At 54.5% G+C, this 19,509-nt stretch carries 21 protein-coding genes; 7 read left to right on the top strand and 14 right to left on the bottom strand.

Annotated elements, in window-relative coordinates; all coding sequences use genetic code 11:
• Positions 1–140 precede the first annotated feature (140 nt).
• Positions 141–560, top strand: a complete 420-nt coding sequence (speD, locus tag TEU_RS03035; RefSeq protein WP_050003923.1) for an adenosylmethionine decarboxylase — start codon at positions 141–143, stop codon at positions 558–560.
• Here the strand turns inward: speD and TEU_RS03030 are convergent.
• The 10 genes from TEU_RS03030 to TEU_RS02985 form a co-directional block, all read right to left on the bottom strand.
• Positions 557–1,102, bottom strand: a complete 546-nt coding sequence (locus TEU_RS03030) for a hypothetical protein (protein WP_050002387.1) — start codon at positions 1,100–1,102, stop codon at positions 557–559. The two genes, speD and TEU_RS03030, sit on opposite strands and share 4 nt — an antisense overlap.
• A 21-nt stretch (positions 1,103–1,123) precedes the next feature.
• A complete protein-coding gene (locus TEU_RS03025; RefSeq protein WP_050002386.1) occupies positions 1,124–1,870 on the bottom strand; it encodes a KaiC domain-containing protein in 747 nt (248 codons plus the stop codon).
• A 101-nt stretch (positions 1,871–1,971) separates the two neighbouring features.
• Positions 1,972–3,612 (bottom strand): PEGA domain-containing protein, encoded by a 1,641-nt coding sequence (locus TEU_RS03020; protein WP_081947191.1) that lies wholly within the window; start codon positions 3,610–3,612, stop codon positions 1,972–1,974.
• A complete protein-coding gene (locus TEU_RS03015; RefSeq protein ID WP_174412691.1) occupies positions 3,566–4,222 on the bottom strand; it encodes an ABC transporter ATP-binding protein in 657 nt (218 codons plus the stop codon). The genes TEU_RS03020 and TEU_RS03015 overlap by 47 nt, the downstream gene beginning before the upstream one ends.
• On the bottom strand, positions 4,219–4,638 hold the full coding sequence (locus TEU_RS03010) for a hypothetical protein (protein ID WP_050002384.1): 420 nt from the start codon (positions 4,636–4,638) through the stop codon (positions 4,219–4,221). The genes TEU_RS03015 and TEU_RS03010 overlap by 4 nt, the downstream gene beginning before the upstream one ends.
• Complete coding sequence (locus TEU_RS03005) at positions 4,635–5,405, bottom strand: hypothetical protein (protein ID WP_050002383.1); 771 nt, start codon at positions 5,403–5,405, stop codon at positions 4,635–4,637. Before TEU_RS03005 ends, TEU_RS03010 begins: the two co-directional genes overlap by 4 nt.
• A complete protein-coding gene (locus tag TEU_RS03000) occupies positions 5,402–6,409 on the bottom strand; it encodes a hypothetical protein (RefSeq protein ID WP_050002382.1) in 1,008 nt (335 codons plus the stop codon). Before TEU_RS03000 ends, TEU_RS03005 begins: the two co-directional genes overlap by 4 nt.
• Before the next feature lie 15 nt (positions 6,410–6,424).
• Positions 6,425–6,697 (bottom strand): hypothetical protein, encoded by a 273-nt coding sequence (locus tag TEU_RS02995; protein ID WP_050002381.1) that lies wholly within the window; start codon positions 6,695–6,697, stop codon positions 6,425–6,427.
• A 670-nt stretch (positions 6,698–7,367) separates the two neighbouring features.
• Positions 7,368–7,874, bottom strand: a complete 507-nt coding sequence (locus TEU_RS02990; RefSeq protein WP_050002380.1) for a PUA domain-containing protein — start codon at positions 7,872–7,874, stop codon at positions 7,368–7,370.
• 30 nt (positions 7,875–7,904) lie between these two features.
• Positions 7,905–8,420, bottom strand: a complete 516-nt coding sequence (locus TEU_RS02985; protein WP_050002379.1) for a YkgJ family cysteine cluster protein — start codon at positions 8,418–8,420, stop codon at positions 7,905–7,907.
• Between the two features lie 92 nt (positions 8,421–8,512).
• Here TEU_RS02985 and TEU_RS02980 point away from each other — a divergent pair, with 92 nt between their 5' ends.
• From TEU_RS02980 to TEU_RS02965, 4 genes are all read left to right on the top strand, one after another.
• Positions 8,513–9,448 (top strand): ABC transporter ATP-binding protein, encoded by a 936-nt coding sequence (locus tag TEU_RS02980; protein WP_081947190.1) that lies wholly within the window; start codon positions 8,513–8,515, stop codon positions 9,446–9,448.
• The gene (locus TEU_RS02975) at positions 9,445–10,440 is read left to right on the top strand and encodes an ABC transporter permease (RefSeq protein ID WP_050002377.1); all 996 of its coding nucleotides are present in this window, start codon (positions 9,445–9,447) and stop codon (positions 10,438–10,440) included. The genes TEU_RS02980 and TEU_RS02975 overlap by 4 nt, the downstream gene beginning before the upstream one ends.
• Entirely contained in the window at positions 10,440–12,374 is a 1,935-nt protein-coding gene (locus TEU_RS02970; protein ID WP_081947189.1) for an NEW3 domain-containing protein, read from the top strand. Before TEU_RS02975 ends, TEU_RS02970 begins: the two co-directional genes overlap by 1 nt.
• Before the next feature lie 100 nt (positions 12,375–12,474).
• Positions 12,475–12,951 carry an HdeD family acid-resistance protein gene (locus tag TEU_RS02965; protein ID WP_227738760.1) on the top strand — a complete coding sequence of 159 codons (477 nt, stop codon included), beginning with the start codon at positions 12,475–12,477 and terminating at the stop codon, positions 12,949–12,951.
• Positions 12,952–13,035: 84 nt separating this feature from the next.
• On the opposite strand, the gene TEU_RS02960 is transcribed toward TEU_RS02965, so the two are convergent.
• Positions 13,036–14,805, bottom strand: a complete 1,770-nt coding sequence (locus tag TEU_RS02960; RefSeq protein WP_050002375.1) for a tRNA uridine(34) 5-carboxymethylaminomethyl modification radical SAM/GNAT enzyme Elp3 — start codon at positions 14,803–14,805, stop codon at positions 13,036–13,038.
• Between the two features lie 96 nt (positions 14,806–14,901).
• On the opposite strand from TEU_RS02960, the gene TEU_RS02955 reads away from it, so the two are divergent.
• On the top strand, positions 14,902–15,654 hold the full coding sequence (locus TEU_RS02955; RefSeq protein WP_050002374.1) for a Nif3-like dinuclear metal center hexameric protein: 753 nt from the start codon (positions 14,902–14,904) through the stop codon (positions 15,652–15,654).
• A 67-nt stretch (positions 15,655–15,721) separates the two neighbouring features.
• A complete protein-coding gene (locus TEU_RS02950) occupies positions 15,722–16,195 on the top strand; it encodes a hypothetical protein (protein ID WP_227738759.1) in 474 nt (157 codons plus the stop codon).
• Here the strand turns inward: TEU_RS02950 and TEU_RS02945 are convergent.
• The 3 genes from TEU_RS02945 to TEU_RS02935 all read right to left on the bottom strand — a co-directional run bounded on the left by TEU_RS02945 (position 16,167) and on the right by TEU_RS02935 (position 19,380).
• Positions 16,167–16,535 carry a hypothetical protein gene (locus TEU_RS02945; protein WP_050002372.1) on the bottom strand — a complete coding sequence of 123 codons (369 nt, stop codon included), beginning with the start codon at positions 16,533–16,535 and terminating at the stop codon, positions 16,167–16,169. The two genes, TEU_RS02950 and TEU_RS02945, sit on opposite strands and share 29 nt — an antisense overlap.
• A gap of 68 nt (positions 16,536–16,603) precedes the next feature.
• Positions 16,604–18,127: an ABC transporter permease subunit gene (locus TEU_RS02940; protein ID WP_050002371.1), complete on the bottom strand. Its 1,524-nt coding sequence runs from the start codon at positions 18,125–18,127 to the stop codon at positions 16,604–16,606.
• On the bottom strand, positions 18,124–19,380 hold the full coding sequence (locus TEU_RS02935; RefSeq protein WP_050002370.1) for a hypothetical protein: 1,257 nt from the start codon (positions 19,378–19,380) through the stop codon (positions 18,124–18,126). The genes TEU_RS02940 and TEU_RS02935 overlap by 4 nt, the downstream gene beginning before the upstream one ends.
• Between the last annotated feature and the right edge of the window lie 129 nt (positions 19,381–19,509).

The following is a 19,509-nucleotide window of genomic DNA, read 5'->3' as shown; positions in this document are numbered from 1 at the left end:
GAAAACTTCAGTTTAAATCCATAAAATTCAATTCTGGCCAGTTCAGAGCCGAAACGGCCCGCTAATTCCTGTTCACTTTGGGGATTAACTTTAAAAAGGGAGCGTACTACCCACCACCCAGGTGAGAGACCATGAGCGAGATCGAGACTATTGGGTTTCACTACGTTGTTGAAGCCGCGGGGTGCGATCCAGAGGTTCTCGGTAACGCTGACAAGATAAGGCAGATATTCCTTGAGGCGGCAAAGGTAGGCAACATGGAAGTCAAGTCAAGCTACTTCTTCAAGTTCTCACCGACCGGCGTCAGCGGTGTAGTTATCGTCGCCGAGAGCCACATCTCAATCCACACCTGGCCAGAGAAGGGCTACGCCGCACTTGACGTTTACACCTGCGGAACCAAGGCCGAGCCCGAGAAGGCCGTTGACTACATCCTCGAACAGCTCAAGGCCAAGTACGCCCACGTTTCCGAGATAAAGCGCGGAATCGAGGAGGACGACGAGACTTTCACCCACATGATAATGACGTGGGAAGAGGCCCTGAGGAAGAATGGAAACGGAAGTTAAAGGAGCTTCCCTATCTCTTTTATCCTGCTCAAAGCGTCGTCAAGTATCTTCCTGACGTTCTCAAGCTTCGCCTTGAGTGCCCTGTTCTCCTCTTCGAGGCTCTTGACTTTCTCTTCAAGCTCCTCCACTCTGGCCTCAAGCTCCTCTTTCTCCTTCTTGAGCTTCTCGTACTCCTCCATAGCAACGAGCTGGCCGCCCTTGGCCAGAACCTCGACGTTCTTCACGAGTTCGTCGAGCTTGCCCTGCTTTATGAGCTCATAAGTTTCTCTGACGAGCTGGCCGGCCTTGGTCTCACCCTTGAGGTGCTTCCTTATCGTCGCCTCAGTCCTGCCGAGCTCCTCGGCGATTTCGCTGGTGGTCATGCCAGCCTTCTCCCTGGCTATGGCACCCGCAGCGACTGCAAGGCTGTCAACCCAGGTCAGTCTCTCTGCCGGATCCTTTATGAGCTCTATAACTTCGGGCCTGAAGAGCGTCGCGAAGAGGAGTATGCTCTCAAGCCTGTGAATCTCCTCCCTCCCAATCGGGTTCAGCGGAACCTCCATTCTCTCACCCCCTTTCAGTTTTCACTCAACCTCAACAACGGTCTTCCTCTTGAGAACTTTGTCCGGGTAAACGACTATTCCTTTGTCGGTGATATCGAACGGGTGCCTCCTCATGCTGTGGCTTGTCCCGCGCATCTTCCAGACTATCAACGAGCGCTTGAGCTCGCCGTCAATCTCGTCAAGGTCGAGCCTTATTATGCCGTCAACGCCGTGCTCAACTCCCGGACCGCCGAACCCGCGTTCGCCGACACTTATCTGGCTCACGAGTATGCTCGTAACTCCAAGACCGGCCAAAACGCGCTTGAGCTGCATGACGATGCCCCTCGCCATCGCCGGCTTGTTGATGTAGAGCGTTGTCACTGAGTCTATGACGACCCTCTTGGCGTTTATGTCCTTCACGGCCGTCCTGAGGACGTCTATGAACTCCCTGATGTCGGTGAGGTCGTGGACGATGTACTTCTCGTACTCCTTGCTCTTACCAATGCCCGCGGTGAAGGCATCGACCATCGCGAACATTCCTTCTTCCTCGTACTTCCTGACGTCCCAGCCGAACTCGGCCATGTTCTGCCTTACCTGAACGGGATGTTCCTCAAGGGCAACGTAGATGCCAGGCTCACCCATCTGGAGGCCGTTCCAGAGGAACTGCTGGCTGAATATCGTCTTCCCCGTTCCCGGCCCGCCGCTGAGAAGGACAGCGTTCCTCTCGGGGATTCCCCCATGGAGAATTTCGTCCATGCCAGGGATGCCCGTCTTGACTTTCCTGACCATGAGCGTCACCTCCTTTAGTAACCTTTGGTTACCATTTGAATTCTATGCGGAAGGTCTTAAAAAGATTACGGGGGAGAGGTCATTTGACCCAATATCCAACCTCACCCACGCATTTTGGCAAACACAACGACAAGAGCCAGCAATGAAAAAACTACCAGTGCCGGTTTCCAGTTTATCCCCTCCTGCCGCGACACAGTCTCCGTAACTTTGTTGACTTCGTGACTGGTTTTAAGGGCGTCCACGGGGGAAGGTGAAGTTGGCAACGGTTCTTTCCTCAGGGAGACGTTGACCACGCTCACGTCACCCGCGTTAAGGGATACCACAAGCACGGCTTTCTCATAGCCGCTTTTTTCTACGGTCACGCTGTAGCTGCCGGGAGCCAACGTGATGTTGCAGGGAGTGAAGCACTGTTCGCCACCCACAGTAACGGTAGCACCCTCTGGCGATGTTAAAATCCTCAGGACGGGCATCTGAACGAGTTCCAGGGAGATGGCCTGTGATTCTCCGGGTGCGAGCCCAACAAGGACAGAGCTTGGAAGATACCTTGGAAGCGAAGCAGAAACGTTGTAGACACCTGCAGTCAGGTTCAGGGAGCAGGGAGAAGTACAGGTTACGTTCCCAATTCTCACCTCTGCCCCGGAAGGGACAGTGGTAATACGGAGGTTCGCAGGCAGAAGGCTAAGGGTGAGGTCGAGCGAAACGCTTTCGTTGGCGGGGACTGTCACGTTTTCAACGATGCCCCCATACCCTGGAAGAGACGCACTGAGCGTGTAAACTCCCTCAGGAAGGACGAGTTTAATGGGACTTCTACCAGAGAAAACCTCATTATTTCCCGCAAAGATTTTTAGACTAGCATTGGCAGGCTCGGTTAGGACTTCAAGTACTCCCGCCCCGGAGTGGACCAAAACAACGCGTGAGAGAGCGGATAGATCCGCATAAAGGGCTACCCTTTTTTCAGTTGAATTCACGACGCCAGAGACAAATGGATAGCCTCTCGCACCGATGGATACATTGTAGGGGCTCAGCTCAGGAGTGAGCGGAAGGTGAACCACCATAGGAGTGAACCACTCCCCGAAGAGATGAAAGCCGTTGATGTAGACGGTAGCGTTGCAGGGTCTCGATGTTATCTCCACGGGGACGGAAGATACCGCGTTTTCAATATACGCGAAGGAGCACCCTCCCTGTGAGCTCCAGCCGCCGCCTCCCTCAGAAATCCTGATGAGGCAGTATTTTTTGACACCCCCATACTCGGCGACCACAGGAACGCCGCTGGGAAGGAGAAGGTATTCCCTTTCGCGACACGGCGAGAAGAGAACAGTTTCCATTGGAACCGGCCTTGAAGGCCCCCTCGCCGAGCTCTCGCCTTCACCCTCACTCCAATCCGGGGCCGCCATACACGGGGTCTTCTCGGATTCTATTGAAGGCACCTCTCTGCCTGAAAGAAAGACTGTGGCTGTCGAGAAACCGCCCAATGACCTTCTCAGAAGCGACTCATTAATCTCAACCACCAGGGGAGCATCACCAACGCTCACGTTGAGAACGAGGGTAACGTTTCCAACGGAGAGCTCAACGGGCCAGTCCCCTTCACTCAGGTTCAGCACGATAGGGGCCACCGAAGTCAGGTTTCCAGCCCTTACCTGGCCGTCAAACTCAAAAAACACAGGGGTCGAAGATGCAGACGGCGCCAAGAGCCCGCTAAATAAGACTGAGAGCAGAAGCAACCTCCTCCACGCTACCATCATGCTTCACCCTCCCTCCTGCTATGACTACCACCCTGTCCGCGAACTCAAGGAACGGCTTCCATATGTGAGAAACCACAACAATAGACAGACCCTCAGAGGCAAAACGCTCCAACAGGCCGACGATTTCAGGTATCGCATCAAAATCAAGGTTCACAAGCGGCTCATCCAGCAGGACAAGCTCTGGCTCCCCCACGAACGCAGATGCTATGCTCAACCGCTTCATCATTCCTGCCGAGTACGTGGAAATCCTCCTATCGAGAAAGCCCCCAAGTGAAAACGCCTCAATGATATCCGACGTAGACCCGCCCCTAATCTCAGCCAGGAACTCAAGCCACTCACGCCCCGTCCTGTGCTTCGGTAGGGCAGGAGGGTCAAAAGACACACCAAACCTCTGTCTAACGTTCGCGTCGGCCCAGGGATCGCCCCCGAAGACCCGGATCACACCTTCAGTGGGCCTGTACGTTCCAGCACAGAGGTTCAGAAAGGTGCTCTTGCCTCCCCCGTTGGGCCCCAGGATTAAGGTAACGCCCTCACCAATTCCGATGCTGACCGAATCGAGCGCTGTTATGTGGCCAAAACGTTTTGTAAGGTGTTTTGTCCGGATTATCATCTCCGCACCCCCGTAAGGACAAACAGGAGCGCAGATGTGCCGCCAACAAGGTACTCAATTGAAAGCGCCCTCGAAGAGGGGTAGCTCCCCATGCCCGAGATTGCCACCGAAGCCGGCGCCTGGGAAGACACAACAACGCAGTACGGGCCCGAGTGATTGAACTCAACGACCGCCCTGCCCGAGCCGACAAGCTCTGACGAGTAGAGAAATCTGCCCTCCACTGGATCGTAGAAAGCCACCGAATAGTTGTCCTGTCCGTTCATGTTGAGGGCAAGAACCCTCGCGGAGGGAACGACGGCACACGATGCATCTACTGCAAAGTCCGAGTAAGGCTTGGAAAGTTCAATGTGCTGGATGACGAGTGCCACCAGAGTGAAGACAGCTACAAGAAAAAGCGTGAGCCTGAAGAGCCTCATTTGACATCCCTCCTTTCTGCCACGTAAGTAGTCAGGATGATAAGCAGAACCGGAAGAAAAACGCAGGGGAGAAAAGCGGACGAGAGCAGGTGGGGAATCCAGCCGGAAAGAGCGATTTCAGAAGTGTACGCCTGGAGTATTGCAGTGTTGAGAACCTTAGGGGGTAGAAATGATGCCCCCAGAGAATAGGGAACGTAGAGGGCGGAAAGTCCAGCCATTATTGAGACGAAGGTGTTGAGGGAGATTATAGCCACGAAAGAGGAAACTGCAACTGCATAAAAGACAGCCAGAGCCCAGTACAGGAGGTATACCAGGAGCAGACCCTTCGAGAGGAAGGCACTGAGAATGAAGCTTCCGGTATCGCCGAAGATGTAGGCAACCGTCAGAATAAACGGGAGAAATGAGGCCGTGAACAGCAGTACAAAAACTGCCAGAACCTTGGAGAGAACAAGCCTTTTCCTCCCCACGGGTAGGGAGTAAACTGAAAGAGCAAAGCGAGTGTCTCTATCGTTTCTCAGAACCAGAGATGACAGGAGGACGGCGGTCAGAATAAAAGACGTATACACCCTTTCGGACAGAAGGGGAACGCTGACCCCCATGGCCCGGTATGAAAAAGCCACGAGAGAGTCCTCCTCAGGAGGGAACACCATAAAGTGATTCGATACCCTAATCCCCCCAATGAACAGGGAAGTGCCGATGAGCAGGAAACCAAAGGCAAACGCGGCGAGGTTCAGCGGGTCTCCAAGCTCCCAGCGAAGAATTTTCATCCAATCCACCTCCTAAAGTCCCTAAAACCGACTGCAAAGGCGACAAGAACAGTGAACGCAAAGTAGTATGCGAGGGGGCTGGTCGGCCTCTCTAACGAACGTTCCTCTGGAAACCCCACGTTGGTCGCATAGAGGTTCCAGCCCTGAAGCCAGCGCTTGTCTGCACCCTCAGAGAGGAATCTGCGGAGGGCCCTGGAAGCGTTCACGTCCTCCATGCTGGATCTGATAATCCCCATGAGGACGAATTCGGGAGGGGTTGCACTCAGGTCTGATGCTATCATAAGGCCGGTCGATGAGTCATAGAGCGCCGAGAACGAAGTTCCGCCAGAGCAGCTGTAGTTGGGGCCGCTGAGGCTGAACGGCACCACATCGGATTCAAGATATATGAACGGCGGATGGAAGGTACGCAGGTATGTCAGGACTTCAAAGTCTTTATAGCGGGAGTAGCTCAGGTTCTCAACCCGCATCACCCAGTTTCCGCCCTCCGGAACCGTGACGTTCAGGAGAAGCGCGCCGGGCTCAGGAGGGGCGGACGGGTCAATGAAGAAGCTCGGCCTGGCAACGGGTGTGCCGTTTACGATGTAGGCCCCAGTCTCAAGGTCGAGCGTAAGAACTTCCGAGAACACCAGAACGCTCGCGTTCGCGATGTCGGGACTTTCAATTACCACGTTATGGAGCTCAAGCCTGACGCGGATTTTAGCCGTCGTATTGTCCACAGAGAGGACTTTAAAGGAGAGGTAAGACGTCCCCATCGGCCAGAGAACGGTAACGTAGTTCTCACCCCGAGAAACGTTTAGGTAGCGAGAAAGCGCCTCAAAGGAGCGCTCGTTGAGCATATCAACTTTGACCATGATGTCGTTTATCCCAAAGCGGGCGTCCTCCGGGACGACAACGGTGTAGTTCACATAAGTTCCAGGCTTTAGCCAGAACGGAGCGGCAGACACTGGGGTGGTTCCCAGATAAAAGATTAGAATGCAGAGGGCAAGCACAATCTCAGCCCGCACGCGAGGTCACCCGAGTCAGTGCTTGTAGAAGTGAGGAATCAGCGCAAAGGCCTCCCCGGTATCACCATTGTACCTCTCGTAGGGTATCTTTGTGTATGAAACCCTTGCTCCGGTGTATTTTACCACCCGCGACCTGTCCACCTTGACGCCGGACCAGTATGCAACATGCCTCACGGTTGAAGTGTCTACGGTTATTTTTCCATCGCATATGTTAAGCCATCCTGAGACACCCGCCCAGACCCATTCATCTGGGGCCCACTGGGGGGTGTCCGCGTCATGGTCATACATTCTCCAGCATCCTGATGAGGAAGAGACAGCCTTCGAGCTCCATGCCGATACGCTGGCCAGAGAGACCAAACTAACAAGACAGAGGAGCAATCCAAGTTTCACAGGATTTTTCACACATATCACCTCCGTTAAAGGCATTCACTCTGACCTCCTCCCCGCCCTAAAGGGCAAGGGTTCTAACGAACTACCCTAGCCATTGACGGGAGGGTTTGCGGGCCCATCACCTACTCCCGTTGCCGGTTTCGGCTCCAGCCCGCAGGCCCGGTCTAAGGCCCGTTACCCCTACCGCAGAGCGGTTCGGGGTTATCATTTTAGAGGCCACCCATCAGAGCTTTTGACTGCCACAGCGGGCAGTCTTGAGAGGACGCCTTACGGCGTCAACCCTCCAATGCTGGAGGGTAACGCGAAACCCCTCATCTCGTCGGGTTGTTTCTCGGTGGCCTTTTCGAAGTCTTACTAACTTATAAGAGTTTAAAAGAGTTTCGACTGTTTAACGCCCGTTGAATGTAATGAGCAAAGTTGAACCATATAAAACTTTTGTTAAACAAAAGTATCTTCATAGTACTATACGTATAAATCCAACTCTGCAAGGTATTCTCGGTGGAAACCCATGGTGCTCTGCCCACCTTGGGGATTTTTAAGCAGCATGAGGCACTGGACCGATTTGAATTCAGCGGTTCCTCCTCAGAAACTCCCCGATGTCAGTGACGTTGAGAATGAACTTCCGGTTGCTCTCAGGGTTTATCCTACCGATACCGAGGATAACGCCGTTCTCGTCGTATATTACCAGCTTCTTAGTCCCCTGCCAGACGTATTTTCGGACACCGCTCCTAGGCACGTCCTTGCCAGTCGTGAACAGAAAGCCCGCCTTTGGGCTTAGAACCGCGTAGTTCTTCTCGACCTCAACGAAGTAGAAGAACTCGACGTTGGGGTAAAACTTTTCCACGAGGTTCTTATCAACCTTAATCGTGCCGACGAAGGTTCCGTAGGCGTAGGGCTTGATTTTTAGGCCCTCAATCTCGGCCCACACCCTCCCGTTGACGGCGTAAACGTCCCTGAACCTACCCTCAACGACGGCGAAGAAGTGGTGCTCAAGCTCACCGTACTTCTCGGCCTCGCGGAGGATTAAGTCGTACTCCCAGGCCGAAGCCCGTCGGTAGCGGAGTTCCTTGCTCATGTTTCTGACATCGGCAGGGGGCTTAAAAGCTTAGCCTTCGAGCCCCTCCAAAAGCTCCGAGAAACCCTCTATATCAGTTCTCTCAAACTCCTCCTCGAACTCAAGGCCGAGCTCCGCTATCTCTTCAGGCGTTATTGTTGTTTCAGGCTCGTCGGCGTTTACTCCTAGACAGCTCCCGTCGTAGTAGAGCCAGAGCTCCTGGCCTCTGTAGTGGAAGGGCTTTTCCCCTTCCACGCCGAGGGGCTTTCTTGAAACCATAAACGGGTAGATGCGGCATATGAGAGGCCTAACTTTGTGAATCGTGCACTTACCAGTCTCAGGGTCGTGGAAGACACAGCCCAAGTCCCACTCCCTCACAGCTAAAACGAAGCGCACCTTGTCGCCCTCAATTGAGAACGTTACGAAGTCCTGAGGGTCATAGCCAGCTTTAGTTATTCGCTCTATATCCTTTAGGGTCAGGTAGATGTGTCTCCCCCTGCAGCAGTCGAGGCAGTAGAGACAGCGGAAGCCAATGAGTTCGTTGAAGGGTCTCGGTTTGAAGCGCATAAGGCGAGTTCTCAGCACAGATAAAAACCTTTGCTTTACTAACGACGATTTAATTTCAGAAAGGTTTATATGTCCCAGAGTTTTTCCCCCATATGGTGGTTCATGTGTACGCAATAGAGACAGAAAACTTGACTAAAGTTTACAATGGAACAGTCGCAGTTGACCACCTCAACCTCAAGGTCAAGAAAGGCACCGTTTACGGGTTCCTGGGCCCCAACGGGGCGGGCAAAACAACGACAATCCTCATGCTCCTGGGCCTCGTGGAGCCCACGGAGGGGACGGCGTACATAGCAGGAATCAACGTGATGGAAAAGCCAGTCGAAGTCAAGAGGATAACCGGGTTCATGCCGGCTGAGGGGGGCCTCTACCCGAACATGAGCGCCCTCGACAACCTCCTGTACTTTTCCAAGTTCTACCGGATGCCCCGGAACGAGGCCGAGAAGAGAGCAAAGGAACTGCTCGACCTCGTCGGGCTCAGAGAAGTCGCGAACAAGAAGGCCGGGGAGTTCTCCACAGGCATGAAGCAGCGCCTTTTACTCGCACAGGCCCTCATAAACGACCCAGAAGTGCTCTTCCTTGACGAGCCGACCAACGGCCTCGACCCGCGCGGAGTCATCGAGATGAGGGAGCTTATAAGGGAGCTGAAAAAGGACGGAAAGACAGTGTTCTTCTCGTCACACATACTCCCGGAGGTCGAGGAGGTTAGCGATGAAATCGGCATAATCTCCCGGGGAAAACTCCTCGCAAGCGGCAGTCAGGAGGAGATTAAGCGGAAGTTCATTGAGGGAAGGGTCGTCATAACCGTGGAGACGAAGCAGCCGCTCGAAATAAGCGGGCTGAGCACGGAGGTTACTGACTGGCACAGGGAAGGACCGAACAGGATAACCGTATACGCCTCACGGGACGTCCGCGAAGACCTGATTAGGGAGCTGACGGGAATGGGTTACACCGTCACCGACATCCACCTCCACGAGCCGACCCTCGAGGAGGTCTTTCTTGAGCTGGTTTACGGGAGGGAGAGAGAATGATAGGAGCTATAGCGGCCAAAGAGTTCCGCGACTACATAACCAGCAGGCGCTTCTTGGTTCTCTTCGGGTTCCTGCTCCTCATAACCCTGCTCGCGCTGGTCCAGGTAAAGACGGGCATGATGTCGTGGATGACCGAGGAAGGAGAAAGCCCAGAGGTCTATGAGGTCATGTGGGGCGTCACGCATTACCTGGGCCTCGCGGGGGGAATATTCGCCCTTGCCCTCGGCTTTGACGCCATAACCAGAGAGAGGGAGGAGAGAACCCTGAAAGTCCTCATGGGGCACCCCGTCTACAGAGACCAGATAATACTTGGCAAGCTCATAGGCGGTGCCGTTACGCTCGCCGTGGCGGTCTTCATAACGTTCCTCGTTATCCTCGGAGCGCTGATGTGGATGGGAGTTAACGTGGACAGCACATCGGTCACGAGGCTGGCAGTTTACTTCGTCTTTGCATACGTCTACCTCCTGGTGTTCTTCGGGATAGCCGTGGCGTTCTCGGCACACTCCAAGTCCAGCGGCAGCGCCCTGATGTACGCCCTCGTGCTCTTCCTGGCGGTCACGGTAGTTTTTGAGTCCATAGCTCCGATAGTGGCGGACCACGTGGCCGGCCCGCGACCACAGCCCCCCACGTACGACCCAGGTAACTTTGAGAACATGACGCTGGAACAGCTGAAAGAGCAGGAGAAGCTGTGGGAAGAATACGAGGAGCAAATGAAGGAGTGGAACAAGAAATACTTCGAGACCGTTGAGACAATTAGCAGCCTGTCGCCGCAGGCGGACTTCGAGCAGATATCCCAGTACGTCCTGAACCCCCACGCACGCTCATGGGAAGACGTCATGTTCCCGATTGGAATGGACGACTCCGAAGAGCCAACGTACAGCCTGGCAGAGAGCCTGTCCTTTGCAAAGAAGGAGATAGTCTTCATGATGGCGTATCTCGTCGTGGGCTTCGTTGCGGCGTACCTCGGCTTTGTTAGAGCTGAGATAAGGTGATGGGAATGAAAAAGGCCCTCGCTCTGATTCTTTTTCTCCTCTTGGTCACGCCGGTAGCGTCTGCCAAAGCAATCACCGTAACCCTCCACGTTGGCCAGAGCATAAGGGTCAACGGAATTCCAGTTGAGTTCGTGGACTTTTCGAGCGACGGGAGGGCGGCCATCAGAGTAAACGGGACAACCTACGTGCTCTCCTTTGGGGACACGGTGGAAATCGCCGAAGGATTGAATCTAACGGCGGGGAGCCTCAAATACAACGAGGGCACGGTTCGCATAATCCTTATCGGTGATGACGTCCGCGTTGAGGATTCCCCAGGAAACATAGTCCTGGAGGCCCAGTTTCCAAGCAAAATAACGGCACCAGGTGGGGAGATCTCGTTCCAGGTTACCGTGAAGAACGAAGGCGGCGACGCTTTCGTCCCGCTCTCGGTTGATGTCCCGCCGGGGTGGAGCGCCAGAATAACCGACGGAAGCTCGGATATCAACGGCGTCTACCTCAGACACGGCGAGAGCGCCCAGGTCACCATAGTCGTGAAAACGTCCGCCGAGACTGGCAGGTTTGAGCTCACCTTCCGCGCCGGCGAAAGCCAAATGCCCCTCTACGTCACGATAAAGGGCGATGGTATTAGGGTTCTGTGCGACTACCCCGTCAAGGAAGTGGAAGCCGGCGAAAGCGTCCAGTTCCAGCTTGTCCTTACCTCGCCGTCTCCCACTGTGGTATTTCTGAACGCTGACATGCCCGAAGGATGGAGAGCAAAGTTCCTCGCAGGTGGAGAGCCGGTTCGGGCGGTTAGGGTCTCCGGCGAGAGCACGGTGGCGCTGGTGGTAGAAGTCCCGAGCGATGCAGGGGTTGGAATGTACAACATCACCGTAAAGGCAGGAGACGCGGAAGAGCGGCTCGGAGTGTACGTGAACAGAACCCACGCGGGAGAAAACGGGACGCTCTCAATCAAGGTCACAGACAGGGAGTCCGGGTCGTACATCGCCGGCGCAAGGGTTGAGCTTCTACGGGGCGGGGAGATGGTTGCGGAAGCAAAGACGCTCTCCGACGGGACGGCAGTTATAGAGGCCCCCGAAGGGAGCTACACCGTCCGGATTTCAAAGGAGGCCTACAGAGAGGTTGAGAAAAACGTCGAGATAAGGGCGGGCAGGAAAGGAGAGCTCCAAGTAAGCATGCAGAAGCTCCCCTACTACCTTGAGGTGAGCGCTCCGGAGCCCTCAAAGAGCCAGGTGCTTGGGCAGACGTTCATCTACCCCGTTGTCCTGAAGAACCTCGGAACGCAGGACGACACGTACTCATTGAGCCTGCAGGTGCCAGAGAACTGGGGCGGAATGGTGGTTGAAGACCCCACCTCTCACACGGGAATAACGAGCGCCTACGTGAAGGCGGGAGAAGAAAAGCACCTCTACGTAATCTTGATACCCCCAGACACGGCCGAGCTCGGGACGTACAGCTCAAAACTCAGCGTGACCTCCGAGGGAAGCGGGGAGAGCAGGGAAATAGACCTCACGGCAAGGCTGACGGGCAGCTACGGGATGACCGCGACCCTGGAAAGGTACAGCCTGAAGGTAGAGGCGGGAGACGAGGCAAAGACCTCCGTTAGGGTGTACAACACGGGAACCAGCCCGCTGACCAACGTCAGGCTGGAGGTAGAGGCCCCCAAAGGGTGGAACGTAAAGGTGGAGCCCCGCAAAGTGCCCTCCCTCGGAAGGGACGAGGAAGTCGAGTTTACGTTGGAGGTGACGGTTCCCGAAAACACCGACGCGGGAGACTACGTTATCACAGTAAAGGCCGTCAGCGACCAGAAGAGCAGAGAGACGAGCCTCAGAGTCACCGTAAATAAGGGAAGCGGTCAGACGTACTTGGGAATGGCCATAATCCTGGGAGCACTCCTCGTGCTCGGGCTCCTGCTGAGGAAGTACGGAAGGCGTTAAGCCCCGTTCTCTTCTTTTCCCCCATTTTACTAACTTTTCCACAGAAAACTTTTTAAGGACTTAAAGTTACTTTTGGTGAAAAAAGTTGGGAGGTGGTTCCATGGAATCCGGTGAGCTCAAGAAGAACTGGGCATGGATGCTCGTGCTTGGCGTGATATTCACAACACTTGGAGTCGCGGGACTGCTCCTCCTGCCGCTGATGACGATAACGAGCGTTGCGGTGTTCGGAGCGTTCATGGTCGTTGGTGGAGCGCTCCAGATTGCGCAGGGAATCGCCAAAACGAAGGACTGGAAGAGCAGGGGCCTGCACATTCTCATGGGCATTATCTACGTTATCGGCGGTATAGCGACCCTTGAGAATCCCGTTCTCGCGACGACAGTGCTGACGCTCGTCCTCGGGTTCTCGCTGATAGCGATAGGCGCGATAAGGATCGGCGTGGCCTTCCAGAACAAGGACGTCAACCAAGTGGGCCCTGATGATCCTCTCAGGCGTCGTCACAATCCTCCTAGGCGCAATGATAGTGCTCCAGTGGCCTTGGTCAAGCCTCTGGGCAATCGGACTGTTCGTCTCAGTTGACCTGCTGATGAGCGGTGCGAACTTCATAGCGATAGCGCTGGCGGCTAAAGTTGAGAAAGAAAAAAGCGGAGTTCTGGCTTAAGCTTAAGTGTTCAGGTGGGCGTCGAACTCCTTACTCTTTTTGTAATCAGCGTAGCTCCTGTCGAGCCTCTTTGCAACGTAGGGCCCGTTCTTACGGTAGCCGAACTTCCTGTAGTACTCCCTGACGCCAACACCGCTTATGACGAGCATCTTCTTGACGTCGAACTCCTCCCTCGCTATTCTCTCTGCCTCGGCCAGAAGCTCCCTTCCGTAGCCCCGGTGCTGCCACTCGTACCTCGGCTTCCCACCTATCGGCACGAGCGGGCCGTAAACGTGGAGCTCCCTGACTATGGCCGAGGGACAGCAGTTTATCTCCTTCCTGTGGGCTTTCTCGCTCGGAATCCTCAGGCGGAGGAAGCCTATCAGGATATCGTTCTTAACGTCCTCAAAGCTCAGAAAGATTTCCCTTCCGCCAGCGGCATCGTAGTCCTCGCGGAGGAGCTTGATGTGCTCGACCTCGGGCTGGATTCCGAACTTCTCCATCATGTGGCCGACTTCCCTAAAGCGAATCTCCCTCGGCCTTATGCCACGCTTTATCAGCTCGTTGAGGACGAGCTGGCCCAGGTTGGAGTGCTTGACGCCGTCAACGATGAGCTGGACTGGAATGTCGCGCTGAATTCTCATGACGCGAACCCACTTCGGGAAGAGCTTGTAGGCCTCGACGAGGAGCTCCACGGCCTCCTCAGTATGGTAGGGGCGGTACTTGCCTTCCTTCCACCAGCGGTAGAGGGGGGCGTCCCTCGTGACGAGCGTCGGGTAGATTTTGAGCATGTCCGGCCTGAAGCGGGGGTCTTCAAAGATTGTGCGGAATGTGTAAAGGTCGCGCTCGAAGTTGCTCCCCGGCAGACCGGGCATTATGTGGTAGTTTATCTTCAAGCCAGCATCGCGGAGGAGCTGTGTGGCCTTAACTATCTCCTCGACGCCGTGACCTCTCTTAGTCCTCTCGTGGATGAAGTTGAAAACCGTCTGGACGCCAAGCTCAACGCGCGTAGTTCCCAGCTTGAGCATCCTGTCTATGTGCCTCTCGAAGGCCCAGTCCGGGCGGGTCTCTATGGTAAGGCCGACCATTCTAACCTTAGCTTTCTCGTTCTTCCTCTGCTCGTCTTCGAGGTAGTAGTAGGGCTTTGAGTGGGTTTTCTCCCAGGCTTCCTTGAACTTCGGGTCCTCCTCAAAAACGGACTCGTCCTTCTTCACTATCAGCCTAATCAGCTTCTCTTCGAGGTTTTCTATATCCTTAAAGTACGGGAAGTCGTTCATCGCCTTGAAGGCGCACTTGACGAACCACTCCTGGTAATCGAGATCAACCGCCGGAAAAGTCCCGCCCTGAATTATAACCTCGACCTTGTCAACGTCGTGGCCTATGTCGGTGAGCTGCTTGAGGCGGCGCATCATGATGATGTATGGATGATAGGCGCTCTGGACGGCCCTAAGGGCAGAAGGCTCCCTTCCGGTGTAACTCTGGGGCGAGCCGACGCTCGGCCCACCGGGGCAGTAGATACAGCGCCCATGGGGACAGGGAAAGGGCTTCGTCATCATTGCAACGACCGCGACGCCGCTTATCGTCCTCGTCGGCTTTCTCTTGAGCAGGTCTCTGAACTCGTCCCTCCTCTCCTCGGGGATTGCCTTGAGTATGTCAGAATTACCTGGAATCTTTGAGAGGTGATACTTCCTGGATACGGCTATCTTGTACCTGTTAAGCTCCTCACGGGTCTTTATCTCGCCGCTCATCACGAGTCTCGCAAGCTCCTCGACGGCCTTTTCAAACTCGTCCATAACAACACCTCTCGCTTGATGTAGGGCGGGGTTTTAAAAGGGTTTGCGGGGCATATTCAGTTACTGAATAATTTACCAAGTGAATAGGTGATAACCATGAACCGCAACGAACTTGTATCTTTCCTCGACGATTACCTTCAGGTTTCGGCTTACCCGGACAAGTCGAGCAACGGCCTCCAGGTGGAGGGGAAGGCGGAGGTCGAAAGGATAGCGTTTGCCGTTGACACAACACTCAAAACCATTGAAGGGGCCGTTAAGGGCAAGGCTGACATGATGATAGTGCACCACGGAATGATTTGGGGAGGCCTTAACTACATAACAGGTATCCACTACAAAAGGCTGAAGATGCTAATCGAGAACGACCTGAACCTCTACGTGGCTCACCTGCCCCTCGATGCGCACCCAGAGGTCGGCAACAACGTCGGCCTGCTCCGCCTGCTCGATTTAGAGCCCAAAAGGCCCTTCGGCGAGTACAAAAGCCTGAGCATAGGCTTCTACGGCGAGTTTGAGGAACCTCAGCCGATTGAGAAAGTTGCCCAAATAATAGCGGAAAAGCTCGATACAACAGTTAGAACCTACGAGTTCGGGAAGAGAGTTATTAAAACAGTTGGTGCGATAAGCGGCGCCGGTGCCTTTGCGCTGGAAGAAGCCTACAGAAAGGGGATAGACCTCCTGATAACGGGCGAATTCGGCCACGCAGATTATTTAACGGCCCTTGACCTGCCCCAGAGCGTTTTGGTTGCGGGACACTACAAGACGGAGACGCTGGGCGTCAAGGCCCTGATGAAGCTCATTAGGGAGCGCTTTGGTCTCGATGTCTTTTTCATAGACGAGCCGACCGGCCTTTGAATTCCATTTTTTGGCGTAACCACCTACACAAAAGTATTAATAACACGTCGAAACAAACACTTTTTAGGTGACCACGGTGAACAAGGCCCTAGCGATTATGGCCATCATAACCATTGCACTCGTCGCGTATGCATTTCAGACGGCCCAGCTACCGCCAGCAACAATCGAGTACAAAGAAGTGTTCTACATGAACAACCAGAGCGTTACGTTCATTACAAAAGACGGCTTCGGGCTCTTCACGATGGAAATAGAGCCAAAGATAAGCTCATTTGAGCTGAGAATCGAATTCCCAGAGGGTACGAGCTACCTCGTCAGGTACGGAGATGAGACGTACAGAGGAACTGGAACGTTCAAGATTAAGGTGAGCAAGGACAGCCTGCCGAACCAGGTCTACGTCCAGTTCCAGCTCCCGAAAGAACTCACGAGGAAGGTGATATACGAGGGCGAGAGCCCTGAGATAAGGATTGTCGGCGAGCAGGTACCTTTCTGGCACGCTGAGGACATAATCTACATCAAGTACCGGAAGGAAGAGAAGTCCTGAGCTCTGAGAGAACCTTTTCTTCTCCCATTATTCTGAGGACGAGCCCAACCTCTTCCGCGTATTTGAGAACCCAGCCAGGACTAGCTCTGAAGGGTGTTATCACCCACAGCTCCGGAAAGCCGGCGCGGTGGGCCTTAACCACGTCGTAGAGAACCCTTTGCGGAAACCACTTGAAAGATGCTTCGAGCTCTATCGCCAAAACTTTTTCCTCGCCGTCAAGGATTGCAACGTCTATTCTCGTGCCGTCCGGCGTCCTGTATTCCAGGACGGCGTTAAGGCCGAGCTCTTCTGCGAGCGCGATTATCTGACGTGTCAGGGTTTTGACCTTGATTTGAAACACCTCAAAGGATAAAAGAAGCGGGAGTTAAAAAGATACTCTACTTCCGATTTTCACCCTCAACATGAGCATCACCTCAAGTCCGCTCTCCTGAACTTTAACCACGAGACTGCCAGGTAAACGAGCGTCGGGACGACCAGCAGGGCCAGGTTGCCTGGATAGTTGAGAACCTCTGATAGCGATTTCGGCGGAAGGCCTCTCTTCGGAGAAACCGCCCTTGCAAGCACGGTGTAGTGCAGGTTAGGACTCGGCACGTGAAGGGAGTTGCGGGCTAGAACATCAACTAACGACTCCCCCGCCGAGTTTGAGGCCGCAATGACGGCGATTGGAACTGCAAAGCTCAGCAGGAACGCGAGAACCAGCGAGACGAAAAGCGCCTTCCTGCCCCGCATAAAGGCCGAAAGCAAATAGCCGAGCGCTAAGTACTGGACGAGCGAGAGGAAAAGGAGGGAGCCAAAGGCAAGGCCAAGCTCAAGGGTTTTACTCAGGGGGGCACCCAGGTGGAGGGCGTAGGCAACGAGGGTGGCCAGATAGAGGGTAGCCCCGATGAAGACGGCAGAGATATCGCTCAGGAGCGTCCCGAGGAAAAAGTCCCTCCTCCTCAACGGCTTGCTCAGCAGAACTCTAACAGTGCCGGTCTCGATGGCCGAGCCTATCGAGACCGCCCCGAGGGGGAGGACAACAAAGGGGAGGAATACACCGGCCAAAGCCGAAATTAGGGCGTTCAAAATGCCGGGGACTCCCCAGCTGGCGTAATAATCCCCAAGCATGTCCAAGTTAAGGAAGGCCGTTAGGGTTGCCAGAGCTATGAAAGCCATGAAGCGCTTGCTCTGGAGGCTCAGCCCGAGGAAAACGCCGTAGAGCCCGCGTGGAGAGAAGGAAAAACCGGGGACGGTGATAGACTCAGAAGCCCTCAGCTCCCTCCTCCGGAAGGCCTCCATTCCCGCGAGCGACAGGCCAACGGAAAGGGCCAAAAGTCCTCCAACGGCCTTATGGGAGACGGAAACGCTCCCCCCGATGGAGATTGCCCCATCAAGATAAGCGGTCGGGATGAAGGAATAATCGAACTTTCCAAGGAGAAGGAGAACTACAAACGCTCCCAGCCCGAGGAAGACCCCCGAATCGCGGGAGGTCGCTAAAGGGAGGAGGAGCAGGGCGATTCCGACTACACCAACCAGCGAGAGCGAAAGGGCGAGGGAGCCGATGATGTAGTCCCTAACTTCAAGACCGTGGGCGAGCATCGCGAGCGCTCCCGAGAGTGAAATCCCAAGAGCGGAAATTAGTGCGAGCTTCAGCCCCTCAAGAGCCCAGCCGAGGAAGTAGCGCCTCCTCGTGAGGGGCTTTGAGAGGAGTAAACGGACATTGCCCCGCTCGAATTCCGACCCAAAGCGCGAGAGGAGAAGGACTAAGACGAGTGGAATCAAAAGGAACTTGATGAAGTTTGGAAGCCACTTAGAGAGCAAATCGGCCGTTATCAGGTAGCCGAGTTTTTCGGGAGACACGTTGGGGTAGTGAGCGGTAAACCTGTTAACGTCTATCTCGACCGCTACGGCCGGGAAGAGGGAAAGGAGGAAGAGCGCGAGCCTATGCCTCATCCTACACCACCCCAAGCGCTGAAGTCCATCCTCGAAAGCCTGAACGCTGAAAGGATGAGCGGGATAGCAGAGAGCACCATAAGAACCAGAGACGCCTCCGCTGAGCTAATCGCCGGAGCGAAAAGGAGCGCGAGCACCGGAATAAGGATTAGAGCACCTTTCCTCGTGAACAGTCCTATGAAGAAAGTCAGGGACGCTAAAAAGAAGGCCACTCCAAAGGAAAACCTGCACACGGGGATTGAGATTCCAAAGAGCAGGGAAGTAATGAGAAAGCGCCTCAGGAGGTAGCTCCTGCCAACTGGTTTGCTGAGTATTAAAACGGGGTTCTCCGAGAGAACTTCAAGGGAGGCGAGGGGCAGGAGGAATAGCAGTGCGAAGGACTTCAGTGTCCCGTCAACGGGAAGAATCAGGAGAACGAGAAGGGCCTGAAAAGTTCTTGAGGCCCACAGGCCAGCGAGTTCTTTTCCAATCCACCAGGGAAGGGAGGGGATATACAGTGCAGGGAGAGAGGGTTTGATAACGGTTCCCGGCTCGAAGCGAAGAAAGAGGAAAAGGGCAAGGGAAGTGAGGGCCAAGAAGGTGGCCAGCGTTATGGAGAGCCGGAGGAAAGCATCTTCCCTGTCGTCAGTTTCAACGTCCCTCGCGAAGAGCTCAAGCTGTGCACCGGGAGAAAAGAAGGCGTAGTTTGAGTAACGTCTCTCAAGCTCAGTAACGAGCCTGCCATATTCTTCTTTATTAGCCTCGTAGTCTTCCAGGCTCTTTATCTCAAGGGCACTCTGGGCCTTTTCCTGGGCCTTAAGCTGGACGATTCCCGGGGGGACAAAGGTGAGCAGGAGAAAAATTACAATGCCCGCGGTCATGGCCTTTTTGGGGCTCTTAATTGCAAGGGAAGTCAGATAACCCAGCGGGAGGAAGGGAATGGCAAAAAGGGCAAAGACCACAGAGCGGACGTCAAAGAGAGCAAATGGGGCAATCATAAGGAAAACAATCAGTAGGTTGGAGAGAAAGAGCTCAAAAAAGAGGTGCAGTCGCCGGTAGGGCTTGGAGAGAAAAACCTGGGCTGTCTCCCAGAAATCACCGGAGAACGCCACGAAGAGAAAACCCGCAACAAAGTAGGGTAACACGAGGCGGGCATCATCGAGGAGGGGATAAAGGGCTAATCCCATCGCGTAGAGCAGGAACACATTCCACTTGAGCTTCAGCGATTCGAGCGTAAACACCGGATATGCCCCGCGCCATACGACCTCCGACATTAAACCACATCCCTCCAGACAGAAGCTACAAAGACTTTTATAAGATTTTTCTATCTCCGAGGAGTTATCAGGGTGTTAAAATTTTTCCAACCGCCCAAAACCAAAAAATGAATGAAAAGCCGCCCGAAG

The organism is Thermococcus eurythermalis (assembly GCF_000769655.1).
GTDB lineage: Archaea > Methanobacteriota_B > Thermococci > Thermococcales > Thermococcaceae > Thermococcus > Thermococcus eurythermalis.
The sequence above is the reverse complement of the archived record's forward strand: the minus strand, read 5'-3'. Positions and strand labels throughout refer to the sequence as shown.

Excerpts from the sequence above, each read along its gene's own strand:
- TEU_RS02940 (WP_050002371.1), bottom strand. The coding sequence starts at position 18,127 with ATGAGGCATAGGCTCGCGCTCTTCCTCCTTTCCCTCTTCCCGGCCGTA.
- TEU_RS02935 (WP_050002370.1), bottom strand. The coding sequence starts at position 19,380 with ATGTCGGAGGTCGTATGGCGCGGGGCATATCCGGTGTTTACGCTCGAA.
- TEU_RS02995 (WP_050002381.1), bottom strand. The coding sequence starts at position 6,697 with ATGTATGACCATGACGCGGACACCCCCCAGTGGGCCCCAGATGAATGG.
- TEU_RS02985 (WP_050002379.1), bottom strand. The coding sequence starts at position 8,420 with ATGCGCTTCAAACCGAGACCCTTCAACGAACTCATTGGCTTCCGCTGT.
- TEU_RS02990 (WP_050002380.1), bottom strand. The coding sequence starts at position 7,874 with ATGAGCAAGGAACTCCGCTACCGACGGGCTTCGGCCTGGGAGTACGAC.
- TEU_RS02955 (WP_050002374.1), top strand. The coding sequence starts at position 14,902 with ATGAACCGCAACGAACTTGTATCTTTCCTCGACGATTACCTTCAGGTT.
- TEU_RS02960 (WP_050002375.1), bottom strand. The coding sequence starts at position 14,805 with ATGGACGAGTTTGAAAAGGCCGTCGAGGAGCTTGCGAGACTCGTGATG.
- TEU_RS03015 (WP_174412691.1), bottom strand. The coding sequence starts at position 4,222 with ATGATAATCCGGACAAAACACCTTACAAAACGTTTTGGCCACATAACA.
- TEU_RS02975 (WP_050002377.1), top strand. The coding sequence starts at position 9,445 with ATGATAGGAGCTATAGCGGCCAAAGAGTTCCGCGACTACATAACCAGC.
- TEU_RS03030 (WP_050002387.1), bottom strand. The coding sequence starts at position 1,102 with ATGGAGGTTCCGCTGAACCCGATTGGGAGGGAGGAGATTCACAGGCTT.
- TEU_RS02980 (WP_081947190.1), top strand. The coding sequence starts at position 8,513 with ATGGTGGTTCATGTGTACGCAATAGAGACAGAAAACTTGACTAAAGTT.
- TEU_RS03005 (WP_050002383.1), bottom strand. The coding sequence starts at position 5,405 with ATGAAAATTCTTCGCTGGGAGCTTGGAGACCCGCTGAACCTCGCCGCG.
- TEU_RS03010 (WP_050002384.1), bottom strand. The coding sequence starts at position 4,638 with ATGAGGCTCTTCAGGCTCACGCTTTTTCTTGTAGCTGTCTTCACTCTG.
- TEU_RS03020 (WP_081947191.1), bottom strand. The coding sequence starts at position 3,612 with ATGATGGTAGCGTGGAGGAGGTTGCTTCTGCTCTCAGTCTTATTTAGC.
- TEU_RS03025 (WP_050002386.1), bottom strand. The coding sequence starts at position 1,870 with ATGGTCAGGAAAGTCAAGACGGGCATCCCTGGCATGGACGAAATTCTC.
- TEU_RS02970 (WP_081947189.1), top strand. The coding sequence starts at position 10,440 with ATGGGAATGAAAAAGGCCCTCGCTCTGATTCTTTTTCTCCTCTTGGTC.
- TEU_RS02965 (WP_227738760.1), top strand. The coding sequence starts at position 12,475 with ATGGAATCCGGTGAGCTCAAGAAGAACTGGGCATGGATGCTCGTGCTT.